Genomic DNA, 19,900 nt, shown 5'->3' with positions numbered 1-19,900 from the left:
GCGGGTCGGGTCGGTTGGGGCGGCCGGTTGGGACGGTTGCGACGGCCGGTCGGGGAGCGCTCGGGCGGATGGGCGGTCGGGCGGTTGGTCGGCGGTGGGGTTGGCGCTGCGGGGTGTGGCCGCTGTGTGCGGATGGGGGCCGGGTTTCCATCAGCTGGGCCTGGGTGGGCTGGGGTTGGGCCTGCGAGGGTGTTGCCGGGGCGGCTGCGTCGGTTGTGTGTGCGGGGGTTGTCTTTGGGGGCGTCCAGCCGTGTGTGCGACGTGCGTTGACTCTTCCGTGGCAACGGAGGCTGCGCTTCCGGGAGTTATCCACAGGCGGTTGTCCACAGGGGTGGTCGTGGGGCGCGCCCGTTGGCACAGTGGTGGTTATGCGGGGGTGGTGGCAGGACCTCGGAGATCTCGTGCTGCCGGCCGAGTGCGAAGGCTGCGGTCGGCCGCGTACGACGCTCTGCGCGCGGTGCGCGGACGCCTTGTACGGGGGCGAGCCGGGGCGGGTGCGGCCGAGTCCTGAGCCGGGCGGGCTTCCGGTGGTGCACGCGGCGGCCCCGTACCGGGATGCGGTGCGGGAGGTTTTGCTGGCCCATAAGGAACGGGGGGCGTTGGGGCTCGCGGGGCCGTTGGGGGTGGCGCTTGCGGGGGCTGTTTGGGCGGGGGTTTTGGGTGTGGGGTTGAGCGGTGGCGGTGCTGGTGCTGGTGCTGGTGGTGTGGGGCTGGGCGGTGCTGGTGGTGCGGGTGGCGCCGGTGGTTTGGCTGCCGGAGCTGTGGCCAGGGCCGATGTGGGGGCAGGGGAGGGGGTAGGGGCGGGGGGTGGGGCCCCCAATGGACTACGTGCACCCCTACGACGCCCACCCCTCCTACTGGTCCCCGTCCCCTCCGCCCGTAAAGCCGTGCGTGCGCGTGGGCATGATCCGGCGCGCAGGATTGCGTATGCCGCCGCCTCTGAGCTGCGCCGGAGCGGTGTGGCTGCCCGGGTGCTTGCCGGTTTGCGCCAGCGGCGCCCCGTTGCCGACCAGGCCGGACTCAATTCCCGTGAGCGCCTCGCCAACCTCGCCGGCGCGTTGGAGGTGCCAGCGGGCGCCCGCGCGCTCCTCGCCGAGAATGGCTTGATCGTGTTGGTCGACGACCTCATGACGACGGGTGCCTCGCTGGCGGAGGCGGCCCGCGCAATCCGTGCCGCGAGACCCCGGACGGCCCAAGGCGTGGGTGCCGGGAGCGCGCAGAGATGGATGGAAAGGGCACGGGAATTGCCCCCGCGGAACTTGATCATCGGGGCCGTCGTCGCCGCTTCACCGGGTTCTTTCGAAATAAACCGGAACTGAGGGTAAAGCTGCGTCGTTGCAGGTGGTGAGAGGGTCCATTCACTTGAATGGGGGTACGCGTCAGTAGAGGGTGACGACATCCGTCCGGGCGAGATATGTTCGGTTGTGAGGAATGGCGGACGCCATCTCCTGCATATCGGAATGCCGTGTCGTGGGCGCCGCAAGTTTTTTCGGCAATCACCCGCGATGATGGGGTGTAGATCTTGTCCTTGGGGGAGGAGGAGGTGGAAGTCACCGAGTCGGAGACTCCGGATGTGGCCGGAGTTTGGTGCAAGAGGGAGATGCTCCGCGACGGAGCGGAGTGATCCGGGAACGGAGTTCTGCGTGGACATCGTCGTCAAGGGCCGCAAGACCGAGGTGCCCGAGCGGTTCCGCAAGCACGTGGCCGAGAAGCTGAAGCTGGAGAAGATCCAGAAGCTGGACGGCAAGGTGATCAGCCTCGACGTGGAGGTGTCCAAGGAGCCCAACCCCCGACAGGCCGACCGCTGCGACCGCGTGGAGATCACACTCCGCACGCGCGGCCCGGTCATCAGGGCGGAAGCCGCGGCCAACGACCCGTACGCGGCGCTCGACCTGGCAACGGACAAGCTCGAGGCGCGACTGCGCAGGGAGCACAGCAAGCGGTCCACCCGCCGTGGGAACGGCAGGCTGACGGCCGCGGAAGTCCCCGAAGTCGTCCACACGGCGACCCTGAACGGGGACGGCTCGCTCGTCGAGAGCGAGGAGGCCGGCGGCGTACCGACCAAGAGGATCGGTTCCATCGAGGTCCAGGGTGAAGGACCTCTCATCGTCCGCGAGAAGACGCACGTCGCCGCACCCATGTCGCTCGACCAGGCGCTCTACGAGATGGAGCTGGTCGGGCACGACTTCTACCTCTTCGTCGACTCCGAGACAAAGGAGCCCAGCGTCGTCTACCGACGCCACGCCTATGACTACGGCGTGATCCACCTCAACACCGACCCGATGGTCACCCAGGCCCAGTCGTCCGACGCCGGCGGGGCGCTCGGCGGCTGAGTCGCAGCGCCGCTGAGCCCGACAGCGTCGCTCAGTCCGCGGGAGACAGCCGGCGGGGTGCCCTTGGGAGCGTGTGCGCCCCCGGGGGCACCCTCGTGCGACCCCCTGCGCACCGCTCTGTCACCGCACCGATGCCAAGGCATGAAATCATGGCCGGGCCGGGTCAACCGGTGTGCCGCAGCCTCGGGTTGGCGTGGCACCGGAAGACGGGGCCATGGCCTTCAGGGGGAGGAACGATGGCGGACAGTTTCGGACCGCTGCGGGACGACGGCGCCGGAGCGGCCGACGACGGACTCCTTGGCATGGGCCCGGACGAGAGCTCGCCACGCAAGGAACCGATCAGGGTCCTCGTCGTGGACGACCACGCGCTGTTCCGGCGCGGGCTCGAGATCGTCCTCGCCGCGGAGGAGGACATTCAGGTCGTCGGCGAGGCGGGCGACGGTGCCGAGGCTGTCGACAAGGCCGCTGACCTGCTGCCCGACATCATCCTGATGGACGTTCGTATGCCCAAGCGCGGTGGGATCGAGGCGTGCACCTCCATCAAGGAAGTGGCCCCCAGCGCCAAGATCATCATGCTGACCATCAGCGATGAGGAAGCCGATCTCTACGACGCGATCAAGGCCGGCGCGACGGGATATCTGCTCAAGGAGATCTCCACGGACGAGGTGGCCACGGCCATTCGCGCCGTCGCCGACGGGCAGTCGCAGATCAGCCCTTCGATGGCCTCGAAGCTCCTCACCGAATTCAAGTCCATGATCCAGCGCACCGACGAGCGCCGGCTCGTCCCCGCGCCCCGGCTGACCGACCGGGAGCTGGAAGTCCTCAAGCTCGTCGCCACGGGAATGAACAACCGCGATATCGCGAAGGAACTGTTCATCTCCGAGAACACCGTCAAGAACCACGTGCGCAACATCCTGGAGAAGCTGCAGCTGCACTCCCGGATGGAGGCCGTGGTGTACGCGATGCGGGAGAAGATCCTCGAGATCAGGTGAGACTGGCTCCGCCGGGGCCGCGACCAGGTCCGATCCGAGTCAGGCGAGCGCCGCGACCAGGCTGCCGGCCTGCGTCACCTAAGCGCCGCGATCAGCTCTGATCTACGTCAGGCGAGCGCCGCGACCAGGCTGCTGGCCTACGTCACATAAGCACCGAGAGCAGCGCTGACCCGCGTCACGCAAGCGGCGTGACCGCCGCTGACCCAGGTCATGCAAGCCCCGTGACCGCCGCTGACCCGCGTCACCCAAGCGGCGTGACCGCTGCTGACCCGCGTCACGCAAGCCGCCGCGAACGCCCCCGACCCGCGTCAGCCCAGCGCCGCGACCAGCGCTGATCTCAGTTCCGGCGCGTCCGCCCGCTCCACCCTGACCGCGTCGCACCCCACCCACTCAGCCGCTTCGAGCAGGGCCTGCGCCGCCGCCGGGACCGCCTTCGGGCCGTTCAGGGAGATCTGTTTGGCGACCAGTGTGCTGCCGTCGCGCGCCGGGTCGACTCGGCCCACCAGGTGGCCGCCCGCCAGGACCGGCATCGCGAAGTACCCGTGTACCCGCTTCGGCTTGGGGACGTACGCCTCCAGGCGGTGTGTGAAGCCGAAGATCCGTTCCGTGCGGGCCCGCTCCCAGACCAGTGAGTCGAAGGGCGACAGCAGTGTCGTCCGGTGGCGGCCGCGCGGGGCCGTCTCCAGGGCCGCCGGGTCCGCCCACGCCGGCTTTCCCCAGCCCTCCACGGTCACCGGAATCAGGCCCGCGTCCTCGACCACCGCGTCGAACTGCTCGCTCTTCAGCCGGTGATAGTCCGCGATGTCCGACCGCGTGCCGACCCCCAGGGACTGCCCGGCCAGCCGGACCAGGCGGCGTACGCACTCGCGGTCGTCCAGGTCGTCATGGAGCAGCTCCTGCGGAACGGCGCGCTCCGCGAGGTCGTACACGCGCTTCCAGCCGCGTCGTTCGGTGCACACGACCTCGCCGTACATCAGGGCGCGCTCGACGGCGACCTTCGCGTCGGACCAGTCCCACCACTCGCCCTTGTTCTTCGCCCCGCCCAACTCCGTGGCCGTGAGCGGGCCTTCGGCGTGCAGCTGCTTGATGACCTGCTCGTACGCGCCGTCCGGAAGGTCGTGGCCCCAGTGCGGGCGCGTGCGGTAGGCGCGGCGGCGGAACGCGAAGTGCGGCCACTCCTCGATGGGCAGGATGCACGCCGCGTGCGACCAGTACTCGAAGGCGTGGGGTTCGCCGTCCGGACCCGGCGTCCAGTACGCGTCCTCGACCGTTCTGCGGCCGACGGCGCCCAGGCGCGCGTACGGGACGAGTTCGTGCGAGCGGGCGAGGACCGAGATCGTGTCGAGCTGGACCGCTCCGAGGTGGCGCAGGGCGCCGCGCACCCCTGCTCTGCGGTCCGGCGCGCCCAGGAACCCCTGGGCCCGCAGCGCGATGCGGCGGGCCTCGTCGGCGGAGAGTTCGGCGGCCGGGCGCGGCAAGGTCGTCATGCCAGGAACCATAGGGCGCGGCACTGACAGTCAGGCGGGGAACGGGAGATGGGACGCCCCGTACTGAACTTCAGGCGTCGGGGTGCGGGAGGTAGGGCGCTGTACCTGTCTCAGGCGTCGGGGTGCGGGAGGTAGGGGAGGGTTGTGGGGAGGCCGAGGTCCGAGGGGAGGAGTGCGGCCACCCAGCAGTCGCGCAGCGCACCCTTGTTCGGGAGGCCCGCGCGCAGGGTGCCCTCCATGGTGAAGCCGGCCTTCTCGGCGACGGTGCGCGATCCGACGTTGCCCACTTCGGCGCGCCACTCCAGGCGCGTACACGCCAGGTCGGTGAAGGCCCAGTGGGCCAGGGCGAGGACGGTTTCGGTCATGTAGCCGCGGCCGCGGTGTTCCTTGGCGGTCCAGAAGCCGACCTCCCAGGCGCCGGTGCGCGGGTGGTGCAGGCTCGCGGCGGCGATCACTGGGCCGTCGTCGTCCAGCCGTACGGCGAAGGTGTACTCCGTGTCGGCCTGCCAGCCGTCCGGGACCATGCGGCCGACGAAGTGCTCGGCGTCCACGCGCGCGTAGGGCGACGGGATGGTGGTCCAGCGCTGGATGTCGGGGTCCTGGACCGCGAGGTACACCTCGTCGGCGTCCTCCGGGGTGAACGTGCGCAGTCTCAGGCGGTCGGTGGTGAGTACGACGGGTTCCATCGGCTGATTCTTGTCGTAGGGCCGGGCGTGGCGCCAGCAGATTTCACAGGGTGAGCACCCTGTTACCTTTCGCGGTTACGTGAGCTGTCGAAGTGCGTGTCTTCGTTGCGGCACCTTGAGCGGCCCTCGTCCGTTGTCCCTATGGCTGTGGTTACGGCAGACCTCCCGGCTGGCCGGGGTCCTCGCATACGATGGCCGTTGCTTTATACCGTCATACCCGACCGTGCCAGGCCCGACCGGCAAGGAGACCAACCCCCGTGTCCGTCCTCTCGAAGCTCATGCGTGCAGGCGAAGGCAAGATTGTGCGCAAGCTGCACCGCATCGCGGACCAGGTCAACTCCATCGAAGAGGACTTCGTCAGCCTCTCCGACGCCGAGCTGCGGGCCCTCACCGACGAGTACAAGGCGAGGTACGCCGACGGCGAGAGCCTCGACGACCTGCTCCCCGAGGCGTTCGCCACGGTCCGTGAGGCCGCCAAGCGCGTCCTCGGCCAGCGGCACTACGACGTGCAGCTGATGGGCGGCGCCGCGCTGCACCTCGGGTACGTGGCCGAGATGAAGACCGGTGAGGGCAAGACCCTCGTCGGCACGCTCCCGACGTATCTGAACGCGCTGTCCGGCAAGGGCGTCCACCTGATCACGGTGAACGACTACCTGGCCGAGCGCGACTCCGAGATGATGGGCCGCGTCCACAGGTTCCTCGGCCTGAGCGTGGGCTGCATCCTGGCGAACATGACGCCGGCGCAGCGCCGCGAGCAGTACGACTGCGACATCACCTACGGCACGAACAACGAGTTCGGCTTCGACTACCTCCGCGACAACATGGCGTGGTCCCAGGACGAGCTCGTCCAGCGCGGTCACAACTTCGCGGTGGTCGACGAGGTCGACTCGATCCTCGTCGACGAGGCCCGTACGCCGCTGATCATCTCCGGCCCCGCCGACCAGGCCACCAAGTGGTACGGCGACTTCGCGAAGCTGGTCACCCGCCTCAAGAAGGGCGAGCCGGGGAACCCGCTGAAGGGCATCGAGGAGACCGGCGACTACGAGGTCGACGAGAAGAAGCGCACGGTCGCCATCCACGAGTCCGGCGTCTCCAAGGTCGAGGACTGGCTGGGCATCGACAACCTCTACGAGTCGGTGAACACGCCGCTCGTCGGTTACCTGAACAACGCCATCAAGGCGAAGGAACTGTTCAAGAAGGACAAGGACTACGTCGTCATGGACGGCGAAGTCATGATCGTCGACGAGCACACGGGCCGTATCCTCGCCGGCCGCCGTTACAACGAAGGTATGCACCAGGCGATCGAGGCGAAGGAAGGGGTGGACATCAAGGACGAGAACCAGACGCTCGCGACGATCACCCTGCAGAACTTCTTCCGCCTCTACGACAAGCTCTCCGGCATGACCGGTACGGCCATGACCGAGGCCGCCGAGTTCCACCAGATCTACAAGCTGGGCGTCGTCCCGATCCCGACGAACCGGCCGCTCGTCCGCAAGGACCAGGCCGACCTGATCTACCGGACCGAGGTCGCCAAGTTCGACGCGGTCGTCGACGACATCGCCGAGAAGCACGCGCAGGGGCAGCCGATCCTCGTCGGTACGACGTCCGTGGAGAAGTCCGAGTACCTCTCGCAGCAGCTCTCCAAGCGCGGCGTCCAGCACGAGGTGCTGAACGCGAAGCAGCACGACCGTGAGGCGACGATCGTCGCCCAGGCCGGCCGCAAGGGCGCCGTCACCGTCGCCACGAACATGGCCGGACGAGGCACCGACATCAAGCTCGGCGGTAACCCGGACGACCTCGCCGAGGCGGAGCTGCGCCAGCGCGGCCTCGACCCCGAGGAGCACATCGAGGAGTGGGCCGCCGCGCTGCCCGACGCCCTGGAGCGGGCCGAGAAGGCCGTGAAGGCCGAGTTCGAAGAGGTCAAGGAGCTCGGCGGGCTCTACGTCCTCGGCACCGAGCGCCACGAGTCGCGCCGTATCGACAACCAGCTGCGTGGTCGTTCGGGCCGTCAGGGTGACCCGGGCGAGTCCCGTTTCTACCTGTCGCTCGGCGACGACCTGATGCGCCTGTTCAAGGCCCAGATGGTCGAGCGCGTCATGGCGATGGCGAACGTCCCGGACGACGTGCCGATCGAGAACAAGATGGTCACGCGCGCGATCGCGTCGGCCCAGTCGCAGGTCGAGCAGCAGAACTTCGAGACCCGGAAGAACGTCCTCAAGTACGACGAGGTCCTCAACCGGCAGCGTGAGGTCATCTACGGCGAGCGCCGCCGCGTCCTGGAGGGCGAGGACCTGCACGAGCAGGTGCAGCACTTCATGGACGACACGATCGACGCGTACATCGGGGCCGAGACCGCCGAGGGCTTCGCCGAGGAGTGGGACGTCGACCGGCTGTGGGGCGCCTTCAAGCAGCTCTACCCGGTGAAGGTCACCGCCGAGGAGCTGGAGGACCTGGCGGGCGACCGCGCGGGTCTGACGGCCGAGTTCATCGGTGAGTCCGTCAAGGAGGACATCCACGAGCAGTACGCCGCGCGTGAGGAGCAGCTCGGCTCGGAGATCATGCGTGAGCTGGAGCGCCGCGTGGTCCTGTCCGTCCTGGACCGCAAGTGGCGTGAGCACCTCTACGAGATGGACTACCTCCAGGAGGGCATCGGCCTGCGGGCCATGGCCCAGAAGGACCCGCTGGTCGAGTACCAGCGCGAGGGCTTCGACATGTTCACCGCCATGATGGAGGGCATCAAGGAGGAGTCCGTCGGCTACCTGTTCAACCTGGAGGTCCAGGTCGAGCAGCAGGTCGAGGAGGTCCCGGTGGAGGACGCGGTGCCGTCCCTCGACAAGCAGGACGCGGTGCCGGCGGGTGTCGGCCGTCCCGAGATCCGCGCGAAGGGCCTCGACGCCCCGCAGCGTCCCGACCGCCTGCACTTCCAGGCGCCGAACGCGGAGGGTGGCGTCGACGAGATGGACTACATCTCCGAGGACGGCCCGGCCCGCTCGGAGGCCGACGGCCTCACGCGCGCGGAGCGCCGCAAGCAGCAGAAGGGCGGGCGTCGCCGCAAGAAGTAAGGCGGCGCTGCGCTGAGCCCCGCGGTGGCGGGGTGTGCGTGACGTTTGAGGGAGGGGCCGGGCATCCGTGGGTGCCTGGCCCCTCTTTTGTGTGTGCGGGCGGTCTTGGGGGTGCGGCGGGGCGTTGCACGCGGCCGGCGCGCGGCCTGAGGCTGGAGGCGGCTCCTTCCGTTGCGGGTGCGGCCGCCTGGCCAGTCCTGCGGGCGGTGTCGCGGGGCCTATGGCCCGGCTGGCGGCTGCCCTTAGGAGGGCGCGGCCCGTCTATGGGGCTCCGCCGGTCTCCCGGCGTCCGCCCGGGGGCCGTGGTGGGCTGTTGTGCCCCCTCCCGTGTTCGTACGGAGCCAGGGGACCATGCCGGGGCCAGGGGCGTGCGGGGCCCGGCTCCGGCCCCCTCCGCCAGCCCCTGGCCCCCGCCGTCACTCCACCGGTGCCCCGCCCCCGCAGCCCGCCATTTCCACCGCCGTGCAGCGCCAGCGGTGGTCATCGCCCAGGTGGAGGCGGAAGGCCAGGGCGTGGAGTCTGGGGCCGGCGCTGATGCGGGCGAAGACTTCGAAGACGCCTGGTTCGGGTTCGTAGTGGCCGATGCCTCGGACCACGGGGCTGCGGCCGCGGTCGTTCAGGGGGCGGGTCTCGGCGAGGCGGATCAGGGCGTCGTAGGGGGTGTTGGAGAAGTGGCGGGAGGCCCAGTGGACCGGGCGCTGGCCGCTGAGGACGAGCATGAGGCGCTCGGTGAAGAGTTCGGCGGGGTGCGGCGGGAGCTGCGGTGGGAGGCGGAGGGGGCGGCTGCCGGGGCGGCGCGTGTCCTGGCGGGCCGGTGGGCGGCCGCCGGGTGGCCGGGTCCTGGGGCGGCGCCTCGGCTGGTCCATCACCTTCCGTAGAAGCGGCAGCGGCACCGTCGGCGGCAGCGGCTCGCGAGTGGCCGTGGTCGGCTCGTGCATGTTGTGGGTCCCCGTTCGACGTACCGACCGGAGTGATACCGGTCGGTAACTTCGCTTGGGGATCTTGTACGTGGGGCGCGGTGCGGGTCACAAGGCCGGCGGGTCCCTCCCGGGCGGCGGAAAAGGTTCACCTATCCGGGTGACCGGAGCGCGGACGAGGCAGGTGGGGCGGGGGACGCGGAGTGATCGCGCGGGCGGGCGGAACGGCCGTCACCGGCACCCCGAAGGGGGACTCCCGCACGTATCCTGAAGCCCCTCTCGCCGACGAAAGTGGCCAGCCATGCGCGTGTACGTTCCCCTGTCCCTGCCCCGTCTCGCCGAGGCGCACAAGGCGGGCGAACTGGGGCCCGGACCGCTCACCGCGTACGCCGTGACGCCCGCGCTGCGCGAGTGGTACGTCTCCGACGACATCGAGGAGCTGGAGTACGCGGCCCTCAACCGCGCGGCCCTCGCCTCCCTCCGGCTGATCGCGGGGGAGCCGGACGCCCCGCGCAAGCGCGTCGTCGTGGCCCTCGACGTGCCGGACGGCGCCGCCGTGGCCGACCCCGACCGCGGGCTCGACCCGGGCGCGCTCGGCGAGGTGCGGATCGCGAACGCCGTCCGCCTCGCCAAGGCCGCGGCCGTGCACGTGGACGCCGGCGACGCCGAGAAGGACGTGGCGGCGGCCGCCGCGGCGCTCGGGGCGGCCGACCAGGGGGACGACGACGCGCAGTTCGTGGTCGACGGGGCCGAGGACCACGAGCTCCTCTGGTTCGCCACGCAGGAGATCCCGAACCTGCTCGGGCACGGCAGCTGACCGTCTGACCTGCGAGAACGTCGGATTGTCAGTGAGTGCGGGTACGTTTTCCGCATGGGGAAGCACGTAGCCGGAGCGCACATCGTCTGGGACTGGAACGGCACGCTGTTCCAGGACAACGACGCGGTCATCAACGCGACCAACGCCGCCTTCGAGGAGATCGGCCTGGCGCCGATCACCCTGGAGCGGTACCGAGAGCTGTACTGCGTGCCGATACCCCGCTTCTACCAGCGGCTGATGGGGCGCGTGCCCACCGACGCCGAGTGGCAGGTCATGGACACCGCCTTCCACCACCACTACACGCTGCACCGCACCGCCTGCGGGCTCGCCGACGGCGCGGAGCTGCTGCTCGCCGACTGGGCGTCCGCCGGGTGCAGCCAGTCGATCCTCAGCATGTACGGGCACGACGAACTCGTCCCGCTGGTGAGGCAGTTCGGCATCGAGTCGCACTTCCTGCGGGTCGACGGGCGCACCGGCCCCTCCGGGGGCAGCAAGGCCGAGCACATGGTCCGCCACCTGGGCGCCCTGGCCGGCGCGGGCGTGGCACCGCCGCGCACGGTGGTCATCGGAGACGCGGCCGACGACGCCGTGGCCGCTCTGCACGCGGGCGCGCGGGCCGTGCTCTACACCGGCGGGTCGCACAGCAGAGCCAGCCTCGAAGGCGTCGGAGCGCCCGTCGTGGACACCCTCGCCGAGGCCGTCGAGGTGGCGAAGGGCCTGGCGGAATAGGCGAATCCGCTCACGCTCCGCACCAGGCTGCGTACGCTGTGGTGGGATTGTCGACGAACCGGAACGCAGAGATCCGGCAGAGCGGAGCGGGGGCGCGGCAGCAATGGGTTTCGGCTTCGGACAGCGGCGCGGGGGTCAACTCCCCGCCGATGTGACCACATTCGTCGGCCGGGCGGAGGAACTCGCCCAGGTCCGGGGCGCGTTCGAGCAGTCGCGGCTCGTCACCCTCGTAGGACCCGGCGGGGTCGGCAAGAGCCGTACGGCGCTGCGGGCCGCGGCCGGGCTCGGGGAGCGCTTCCCCGACGGGATCTGGCTGGTCGAGCTGTCGGCGCTGCGTGACCCCGAGCTGATCCCGGCGACGCTCGCCGCCGTGCTCGAACTGCCCGACCAGGCCGGGATGGAGCCCCTCGACGCGATCGTGGCGCACCTCCAGGGGCGCAGGCTGCTCATTGTGCTCGACACCTGCGAACACCTCGTCGACGCGTGCGCCATGCTCGCCGACATCCTGCTGCGCGAGGCCGGCGGCGTCAGCGTCCTCGCCACCAGCCGGCAGCCGTTGGACGTGCCGGGCGAGCACTGCTGCGCGGTCGCGCCCCTTCCGCCGGACGACGCCATGGAGCTGTTCGTGCAGCGGGCGGCGGCGGTCGTGCCCGGGTTCGCCGTCACCGGGGACAACCGCGAGCAGGTGCGGGCCCTGGCCGCCCGGCTCGACGGCATCCCGCTCGCGCTGGAGCTCGCGGCGGTACGCCTGCGGGCCGTCCCCCTCGAACAGCTCGTGGCCCGGCTCAACCACCGCTTCGAAGTGCTCACCGGCGGCCGCCGCACCGCGCTCACCCGTCACCAGACGCTGCGTACGGCCATCGGCTGGTCGCACGAGCTGTGCACGCCCGAGGAGCGGCTGCTGTGGGCGCGGCTCTCCGTCTTCGCCGGGTCGTTCGAGCTGACGGCCGCCGAGCGGGTCGGCGCCGGGCCCGAGGCCGGTGGCGAGCTGCCCGCCGGCGCCGTCCTGGAGCAGCTGATCGGCCTCGTCGACAAGTCCGTCGTCCAGCGCATCGGGGAGAACGGCAGCCGGTACCGGCTCCTGGACACCATCCGCGAGTACGGCGCCGAGTGGCTGGCCGAGGCGGATGCCGAAGCGCCCGTGCGGGAGCGGCACTTCACGTACTACCGGGACCTCGGACAGCGTTTCTGGGACACGTTCCTCGGGCCGGAGCAGCTGGGGACGCACCGCGCGCTGCGGGCCGAGATGCCTGATCTGCGGGCCGCCCTGGAGTACGCGTTCGCCACGGAGGGGCGGGCCGCCGAGGGGCTGTGGCTCGCGGCGCAGCTCGGGCCGTTCTGGCGGGCGTCGGGCGCGCTGTCGGAGGGGCGCTACTGGATCGAGAAGGGGCTCGCACTGCTGCCGGGGGACGGCCTCGAGCAGTCGTGGGGGCAGTTCATGACCGGGCTCTTCTCGGTGTGGACGGGGGATCTGCCGACGGCCCTTGAGCAGTTCCAGGTGGCGTCGGGGGTGGCGCGGCGGGCGGGGAACAAGCGGGTCGCGGTGTTCTGCGACGCGTACCTCGGCGGGCTGACCGCGTTGTGCGGGGAGCCGGACGGGCTGGTCGCGCTCGAAGAGGCCAGACAGTGGCTCCTGGAGACCGACGACGGGCTCGGGATCGGCGTCATCCACTACGAGGCTGCGCTGCTGCGGGCCGTCCTCGGGGACCAGGAGGGTGCGCTCGGGCTGTGCGAGCAGGGGCTCGCGTACCTGGAGGGCACGGGGGAGCGGCAGCTGTACGGGTCGACGCTGATGGTGCAGGGCGTGATCCTCTGGCTGGCCGGGCGGCGCGAGGAGAGTGTCTCGCCGCTCGCGCGGGCGCTGGAGGCGGCGAGTGAGATCGACGAGATTCTGGTCGCCGCGTTGTGCTGTCTGGGGCTCGCATGGTCGGCGGCTCATGAGGGGTGTCATGTGCGGGCCGCCTGGCTGCTCGGTTACGCGGAGAACGCGCGGCGGCTCGGGGGTGGTGACCCTGTGGGGATGCTGCCCTCGCTCTTCGAGGAGCAGGAGTCCGCGCGGGAGGCTGTGCGGGCGGCTCTGGGTGGGCCGGTGTACGAGCGGTGGCACGCGGTGGGGGCGCGGCTTTCGGGGCGGCAGGTGTTGGACGCGGTGCGCAGTGGGGCGGAGACGCCTGCGGCGGTGCCGGTTCCCCGCGGGGCCGGGGGCGCGGATGCGTTGACTCGGCGGGAGCGGGAGGTTGCTGCGTTGGTGACTCGGGGGTTGTCGAATCGGGAGATCGCTGAGCGGCTGGTGATCTCCAAGCGGACTGCTGATGCGCATGTGGAGCACATCTTGGCCAAGTTGGGGGTGGCGTCCCGCACGGAGGTGGGGGCGGGGATGTGTGGGCCTGCGCGTTAGGGGTGCGTCGTCGGGTGCGGGTTCGTTTGGGCTGGTCGCGCAGTTCCCCGCGCCCCTTAAGGGGCGCCTGCCTGGCGGAGCGTATTCATCCGGCCCGTAGGTATACCGATCAACGTTCACGCGCCCAGATACGTATACGGGTTCCCCCCGATACCGATGACCCGGGCCTGTCCGACCCGGCAAAGTAGGGCCCGCGGTGGAGCCCCGGGCAGCAGAACTGGTCAACTCCCCGAGCGCTGTCATGGCAACGGGGCTTCACCTCGGCGGCTGCCCTCGTCGGCGGGGCAGCCGCCCCTCACAGGCTCACGTCACCGGCGCCTTCGCGCGCAGCACCGTGAGGAACTCCCGCATCCAGCCCGCGTGGTCCGGCCAGGCGCGTGACGACACGAGCGTCCCGTCGACCACCACCTCCGCGTCGCGGAAGCTCGCGCCCGCCGTCTGCATGTCGTACTCCAGGGCCGGATAGGCCGTGACGCGGCGCCCGCGCAGGGCGTCGACGGACGCCGTGATGAGCGGGCCGTGGCAGATCTGGGCGACCGGCTTGTCGGCGTCGAAGAAGGACTTGAGGATCTTGCGCAGCTCCGGGTCGTTGCGCAGATACTCCGGGGCGCGGCCGCCCGGGATCACGATCGCGGCGTACTCGCCGGGGTCGACCTCGGAGAACGCCAGGTCGGCGGGCCAGGTGTAGCCGGGCTTCTCCGTGTACGTGTCGAACCCGGGCTCGAAGTCGTGGACCACGAAGCGCAGCCGTTTGCGCTCCGGGGCGGCGATATGAACGACGTAACCTTCCTCACACAAGCGCTGATACGGGTACAGGACTTCCAGTGATTCGGCGGCGTCGCCGGTCACCAGGAGGATCTTGGGTGCCATGGCGGTGCGCTCCCCTCGGAGCTGTTTCCGGACCCTGCGAAGGCCCGGCCGAAGGGCCCCGCAAGGCCGCTGGGCCAGGGGTTTCTCAGGGGTTTCTCCCCTTCAACGTGGACCCGGTCCGGGCCCCGCGGCAACCCGGCGCAGCAGTCGGCCGACCCGATGTCCCTGTGCAGAGTGTCAAAGTTCGACCGCAGTATTTGTACACATACGGCTCATGACGACTCCCCCGGGAAGCGAGATAGCCTGGACCCCGTGATCAGCGCGATATCTCGCGGGGGCATCGTCGCCCCTTGCCGGCGCCGGGACCACACGGAGATCTACATCCGTGCCCGGGGCTCCGCTGAGCATTCCCTTCGGGACGGAGCATGGATGCCGTCCCGCTTCCGGGCAGGAAATGTGCCGACAGTGGCGCATAGTCGCCCGTTCTTCTCTCATCCCGGCATAACGTCGACAACGACCGGAGACACCGCGTCGTGGCGTTGTGCCGCATCTATTTCTTCAACGTCACGCAACGGCGCGCGACAGGAGCCAGAGGACAATGCAGACCAAGCTGGACGAAGCCAAGGCCGAGCTGCTCGCACGGGCCGCCCGGGTAGCTGAGAACAGCCCGGCGGGCGGGCATCTACCGGCCGGTGCGGGCGAGGGCACACCGGACCAGGAATCGGTACTCGCGTTCCTCCAGCGCTACTACCTGCACACCGCCCCCGAGGACCTCGCCGACCGTGACCCGGTGGACGCCTTCGGAGCGGCCGTCTCCCACTACCGGCTCGCCGAGGTCCGCCCGCAGGGCACCGCGAACGTCCGCGTCCACACGCCGACCGTCGAGGAGAACGGCTGGACCTGCAGCCACTCCGTCGTCGAGGTCGTCACCGACGACATGCCGTTCCTGGTCGACTCGGTCACCAACGAGCTGTCCCGCCAGGGCCGCGGCATCCACGTCGTGATCCACCCGCAGGTCATCGTCCGCCGTGACCTGACCGGCAAGCTCCTCGAGGTCCTGCCCGCCGGCACCGCCGCCGACGGCCACGACACGCTCACCGAGTCGTGGATCCACGTCGAGACGGACCGCGAGACGGACCGCGCCGACCTGAAGCAGATCACCACTGATCTCCTGCGTGTCCTGTCCGACGTCCGCGAGGCCGTCGAGGACTGGGAGAAGATGCGCGACGCGTCCCTGCGCATCGCCGACGAGCTGCCCAGCGAGCCCACCGCCGACGACCTGCGTGACCGTGAGGTCGACGAGGCCCGCGAGCTGCTGCGCTGGCTGTCCGCCGACCACTTCACCTTCCTCGGGTACCGCGAGTACGAGCTGTGCGATGACGACTCGCTGTCCGCCGTCCCCGGCACCGGGCTCGGCATCCTGCGCTCCGACCCGCAGCACGACGCCGACGACCACCACCCGGTCAGCCCTTCCTTCAGCCGGCTGCCCGCCGACGCGCGCGCCAAGGCCCGCGAGCACAAGCTCCTCGTGCTGACCAAGGCCAACAGCCGCGCCACCGTGCACCGCCCGTCGTACCTGGACTACGTCGGCGTGAAGAAGTTCGACGCCGAGGGCAACGTCGTCGGCGAGCGCCGCTTCCTGGGCCTCTTCTCCAGCGCCGCGTACACGGAGAGCGTGCGCCGGGTGCCGGTCGTGCGCCGCAAGGTCGAGGAAGTCCTCAAGGGCGCCGGCTTCTCGCCCAACAGCCACGACGGCCGCGACCTGCTCCAGATCCTGGAGACGTACCCGCGCGACGAGCTGTTCCAGACCCCGGCCGACGAGCTGCGCTCCATCGTCACCAGCGTCCTGTACCTCCAGGAACGCCGCCGGCTGCGCCTCTACCTGCGCCAGGACGAGTACGGCCGCTACTACTCGGCCCTCGTCTACCTGCCGCGCGACCGCTACACCACCGGTGTCCGCCTGCGGATCATCGACATCCTCAAGGAAGAGCTCAACGGCACCAGCGTCGACTTCACGGCCTGGAACACCGAGTCGATCCTGTCCCGCCTGCACTTCGTCATCCGCGTCGAGCCGGGCACCGAGCTGCCCGCGCTGACCGAGGCCGACACCGACCGCATCGAGGCGCGGCTCGTCGACGCCGCCCGCTCCTGGGCCGACGGCTTCACCGAGGCGCTGAACGCGGAGTGCGGCGAGGAGCGCGCGGCCGAGCTGGGCCGCCGCTACATCGGCTCCTTCCCCGAGGGCTACAAGGCCGACCACTCGCCGCGCGCCGCGGTCGCCGACCTGGTCCACCTGGAAGCGCTCAAGCAGGGCGAGACGGACTTCGCGCTCTCGCTGTACGAGCCCGTGGGCGCGGCCCCCGGCGAGCGCCGCTTCAAGATCTACCGAACCGGCGCGCCGGTCTCCCTGTCGTCCGTCCTGCCGGTCCTCAACCGGATCGGCGTCGAGGTCATCGACGAGCGCCCGTACGAGCTGCGCTGCGCGGACCGGAGCACGGCGTGGATCTACGACTTCGGCCTGCGGCTGCCCAAGTCGGCCCACGGCAACGGCGACTACCTCGGTGACGACGCCCGCGAGCGTGTGCAGGACGCCTTCTCGGCGACCTGGACCGGCGCCGCCGAGAACGACGGCTTCAACGCCCTCGTCCTGAGCGCCGGCCTGAGCTGGCGTCAGGCGATGATGCTGCGCGCCTACGCGAAGTACCTGCGCCAGGCCGGCTCCACGTTCAGCCAGGACTACATGGAGGACACCCTCCGTAACAACGTCCACACCACGCGCCTGCTCGTCAGCCTCTTCGAGGCGCGGATGTCGCCCGAGCGCCAGCGCGCCGGCACCGAGCTGATCGACGGGCTCCTGGAGGAGCTGGACGGCGCCCTCGACCAGGTCGCGAGCCTGGACGAGGACCGCATCCTGCGTTCCTTCCTCACCGTCATCAAGGCGACCCTGCGCACGAACTTCTTCCAGAAGCGGGACGACGGCACGCCGCACGCGTACGTCTCCATGAAGTTCGACCCGCAGGCCATCCCCGACCTGCCCGCGCCGCGCCCGGCCTTCGAGATCTGGGTGTACTCGCCGCGCGTCGAGGGTGTGCACCTGCGCTTCGGCAAGGTCGCGCGCGGTGGTCTGCGCTGGTCCGACCGTCGTGAGGACTTCCGTACCGAGGTCCTCGGCCTGGTCAAGGCGCAGATGGTGAAGAACACCGTCATCGTGCCGGTCGGCGCCAAGGGCGGCTTCGTCGCGAAGAACCTGCCGGACCCGAGCGTCGACCGTGACGCGTGGCTGGCCGAGGGTGTCGCGTCGTACAAGACCTTCATCTCGGCGCTGCTCGACATCACCGACAACCTGGTGGCCGGCGAGGTCGTGCCCCCGGCGGACGTCGTGCGCCACGACGAGGACGACACGTACCTCGTGGTCGCGGCCGACAAGGGCACGGCGACGTTCTCCGACATCGCCAACGCGGTCGCGGAGTCGTACAACTTCTGGCTGGGCGACGCCTTCGCCTCCGGCGGCTCCGCGGGCTACGACCACAAGGGCATGGGCATCACCGCCCGCGGCGCCTGGGAGTCCGTGAAGCGGCACTTCCGGGAGCTGGGCACCGACACCCAGACCGAGGACTTCACGGTCGTCGGCGTCGGCGACATGTCCGGTGACGTGTTCGGCAACGGAATGCTCCTGTCCGAGCACATCCGCCTGGTCGCGGCCTTCGACCACCGGCACATCTTCATCGACCCGCGGCCCGACGCGGCCACCTCGTACGCCGAGCGCCGCCGCCTCTTCGACCTGCCGCGTTCCTCGTGGGCCGACTACAACAAGGAGCTGATCTCCGCCGGCGGTGGCGTGTTCCCGCGCTCCGCCAAGTCGATCCAGCTCAACGCGCACATCCGCGAGGCCCTCGGCATCGAGTCGGGCGCCGCGAAGATGACGCCGGCCGACCTGATGAAGGCGATCCTGCACGCGCCGGTCGACCTGCTGTGGAACGGCGGCATCGGCACGTACGTGAAGTCGTCCGCCGAGTCGAACGCGGACGTCGGCGACAAGGCCAACGACCCGATCCGCGTGGACGGCCAGGACGTGCGGGCCAAGGTCATCGGCGAGGGCGGCAACCTGGGCGCGACCCAGCTCGGCCGTATCGAGTTCGCCCGCAAGGGCGGCAAGGTCAACACCGACGCCATCGACAACAGCGCCGGCGTGGACACCTCCGACCACGAGGTGAACATCAAGATCCTGCTGAACGCCCTGGTGGCGGACGGCGACATGACGGTCAAGCAGCGCAACAAGCTGCTCGCCGAGATGACCGACGAGGTCGGCGCCCTGGTGCTGCGCAACAACTACGCGCAGAACACCACCCTGGCCAACGCGGTCGCCCAGGCGTCCGGTCTGCTCCACGCCCACCAGCGCTTCATGCGCAAGCTGGGCCGCGACGGGCACCTCGACCGGGCCCTGGAGTTCCTGCCGAACGACCGGAACATCAAGGAACTGCTCAACTCGGGTCGCGGTCTGTCCCAGCCCGAGCTGGCCGTCCTCCTCGCGTACACGAAGATCACGGCCGCCGAGGAACTGATCCACACCTCGCTGCCGGACGATCAGTACCTGCGCCGCCTGCTGCACGCGTACTTCCCGAAGCCGCTCGTCGAGCGCTACCCCGACGCGGTCGACGGGCACGCGCTGCGCCGCGAGATCGTCACCACGGTGCTGGTCAACGACACGGTGAACACCGGCGGTTCGACGTTCCTGCACCGGCTGCGTGAGGAGACGGGCGCGTCCCTGGAGGAGATCGTGCGGGCGCAGCTCGCCGCGCGCGAGATCTTCGGCCTCGGCGAGGTCTGGGACGCGGTCGAGGCGCTCGACAATGTCGTCGCCGCGGACGTCCAGACCCGGATCCGGCTGCACTCGCGCCGCCTCGTCGAGCGCGGCACGCGCTGGCTGCTCAACAACCGGCCGCAGCCGCTCCAGCTCGCCGAGACGATCGAGTTCTTCAGCGAGGGCGTCGCCGAGGTGTGGGCCGCAATGCCGAAGATGCTGCGCGGCGCGGACGCCGAGTGGTACGAGTCGATCCTGGACGAGCTGACCGGCGCGGGTGTGCCGGAGGAGCTGGCCCAGCGGGTCGCCGGGTTCTCCTCGGCCTTCCCGGCGCTGGACATCGTGGCGATCTCCGACCGCACCGGCAAGGAGCCGCTGGCCGTCGCCGAGGTGTACTACGACCTCGCGGACCGGCTCGCCGTCACCCAGCTGATGGACCGCATCATCGAGCTGCCGCGGGCCGACCGCTGGCAGTCGATGGCCCGCGCGTCCATCCGCGAGGACCTGTACGCGGCGCACGCGGCCCTCACGGCCGACGTGCTGTCCGTCGGGAACGGCGTCTCGACGCCGGAGCAGCGGTTCGAGGCCTGGCAGGAGAAGAACGCGCCGATCCTGGGCCGCGCGAAGGCGACCCTGGAGGAGATCCAGAGCTCGGACGCCTTCGACCTGGCCAACCTGTCGGTGGCCATGCGCACGATGAGGACGCTGCTGCGTACGCACTCGTGAGCGCCTGACGCCTGAACGGGGGCGCCCCGCACCGGAGTTCCGGTGCGGGGCGCCCCCGTTTTCGTACGCGTGTTCCCAGGCGAGACTCTTGCCGTTCTCTTCCCTTTCTCCGGTCGCTCTCTTTCCCGGGTCTGGCCTGATG

At 70.2% G+C, this 19,900-nt stretch carries 12 protein-coding genes; 8 read left to right on the top strand and 4 right to left on the bottom strand.

Features of this window, described 5'->3' with window-relative positions:
* Positions 1-368 precede the first annotated feature (368 nt).
* The 3 genes from ABZ893_RS18870 to ABZ893_RS18860 all read left to right on the top strand — a co-directional run bounded on the left by ABZ893_RS18870 (position 369) and on the right by ABZ893_RS18860 (position 3,325).
* Positions 369-1,319 carry a ComF family protein gene (locus tag ABZ893_RS18870; RefSeq protein ID WP_361404541.1) on the top strand — a complete coding sequence of 317 codons (951 nt, stop codon included), beginning with the start codon at positions 369-371 and terminating at the stop codon, positions 1,317-1,319.
* 252 nt (positions 1,320-1,571) lie between these two features.
* Positions 1,572-2,333 (top strand): ribosome-associated translation inhibitor RaiA, encoded by a 762-nt coding sequence (gene raiA, locus ABZ893_RS18865; protein ID WP_361404538.1) that lies wholly within the window; start codon positions 1,572-1,574, stop codon positions 2,331-2,333.
* Positions 2,334-2,569: 236 nt separating this feature from the next.
* Positions 2,570-3,325, top strand: a complete 756-nt coding sequence (locus tag ABZ893_RS18860; RefSeq protein ID WP_361404535.1) for a response regulator transcription factor — start codon at positions 2,570-2,572, stop codon at positions 3,323-3,325.
* 308 nt (positions 3,326-3,633) lie between these two features.
* Here ABZ893_RS18860 and ABZ893_RS18855 read toward each other — a convergent pair whose 3' ends face one another.
* Positions 3,634-4,812 carry a crosslink repair DNA glycosylase YcaQ family protein gene (locus tag ABZ893_RS18855; protein WP_361404533.1) on the bottom strand — a complete coding sequence of 393 codons (1,179 nt, stop codon included), beginning with the start codon at positions 4,810-4,812 and terminating at the stop codon, positions 3,634-3,636.
* A gap of 110 nt (positions 4,813-4,922) precedes the next feature.
* A complete protein-coding gene (locus tag ABZ893_RS18850) occupies positions 4,923-5,498 on the bottom strand; it encodes a GNAT family N-acetyltransferase (protein ID WP_361404530.1) in 576 nt (191 codons plus the stop codon).
* A gap of 257 nt (positions 5,499-5,755) precedes the next feature.
* Here ABZ893_RS18850 and secA point away from each other — a divergent pair, with 257 nt between their 5' ends.
* Positions 5,756-8,560, top strand: coding sequence for a preprotein translocase subunit SecA (secA, locus tag ABZ893_RS18845; RefSeq protein WP_361404527.1), 2,805 nt, complete (start codon positions 5,756-5,758; stop codon positions 8,558-8,560).
* A 416-nt stretch (positions 8,561-8,976) separates the two neighbouring features.
* On the opposite strand, the gene ABZ893_RS18840 is transcribed toward secA, so the two are convergent.
* Positions 8,977-9,498: an Rv3235 family protein gene (locus ABZ893_RS18840; RefSeq protein ID WP_361404524.1), complete on the bottom strand. Its 522-nt coding sequence runs from the start codon at positions 9,496-9,498 to the stop codon at positions 8,977-8,979.
* A gap of 280 nt (positions 9,499-9,778) precedes the next feature.
* On the opposite strand from ABZ893_RS18840, the gene ABZ893_RS18835 reads away from it, so the two are divergent.
* From ABZ893_RS18835 to ABZ893_RS18825, 3 genes are all read left to right on the top strand, one after another.
* A complete protein-coding gene (locus tag ABZ893_RS18835; RefSeq protein WP_361404521.1) occupies positions 9,779-10,294 on the top strand; it encodes a hypothetical protein in 516 nt (171 codons plus the stop codon).
* Between the two features lie 54 nt (positions 10,295-10,348).
* The gene (locus ABZ893_RS18830; RefSeq protein WP_361404519.1) at positions 10,349-11,023 is read left to right on the top strand and encodes an HAD family hydrolase; all 675 of its coding nucleotides are present in this window, start codon (positions 10,349-10,351) and stop codon (positions 11,021-11,023) included.
* A 103-nt stretch (positions 11,024-11,126) separates the two neighbouring features.
* Complete coding sequence (locus ABZ893_RS18825; protein ID WP_361404516.1) at positions 11,127-13,421, top strand: LuxR C-terminal-related transcriptional regulator; 2,295 nt, start codon at positions 11,127-11,129, stop codon at positions 13,419-13,421.
* 303 nt (positions 13,422-13,724) lie between these two features.
* On the opposite strand, the gene ABZ893_RS18820 is transcribed toward ABZ893_RS18825, so the two are convergent.
* Positions 13,725-14,291: a DJ-1/PfpI family protein gene (locus tag ABZ893_RS18820; protein ID WP_361404513.1), complete on the bottom strand. Its 567-nt coding sequence runs from the start codon at positions 14,289-14,291 to the stop codon at positions 13,725-13,727.
* A 538-nt stretch (positions 14,292-14,829) separates the two neighbouring features.
* Here ABZ893_RS18820 and ABZ893_RS18815 point away from each other — a divergent pair.
* Positions 14,830-19,758 carry an NAD-glutamate dehydrogenase gene (locus ABZ893_RS18815; protein ID WP_361404510.1) on the top strand — a complete coding sequence of 1,643 codons (4,929 nt, stop codon included), beginning with the start codon at positions 14,830-14,832 and terminating at the stop codon, positions 19,756-19,758.
* Positions 19,759-19,900: the final 142 nt, after the last annotated feature.

The organism is Streptomyces sp. NPDC046821 (genome assembly GCF_040645335.1).
GTDB lineage: Bacteria > Actinomycetota > Actinomycetes > Streptomycetales > Streptomycetaceae > Streptomyces.
Note: the sequence above shows the minus strand (reverse complement) of the source record. Positions and strands in the feature narration are given on the sequence as shown.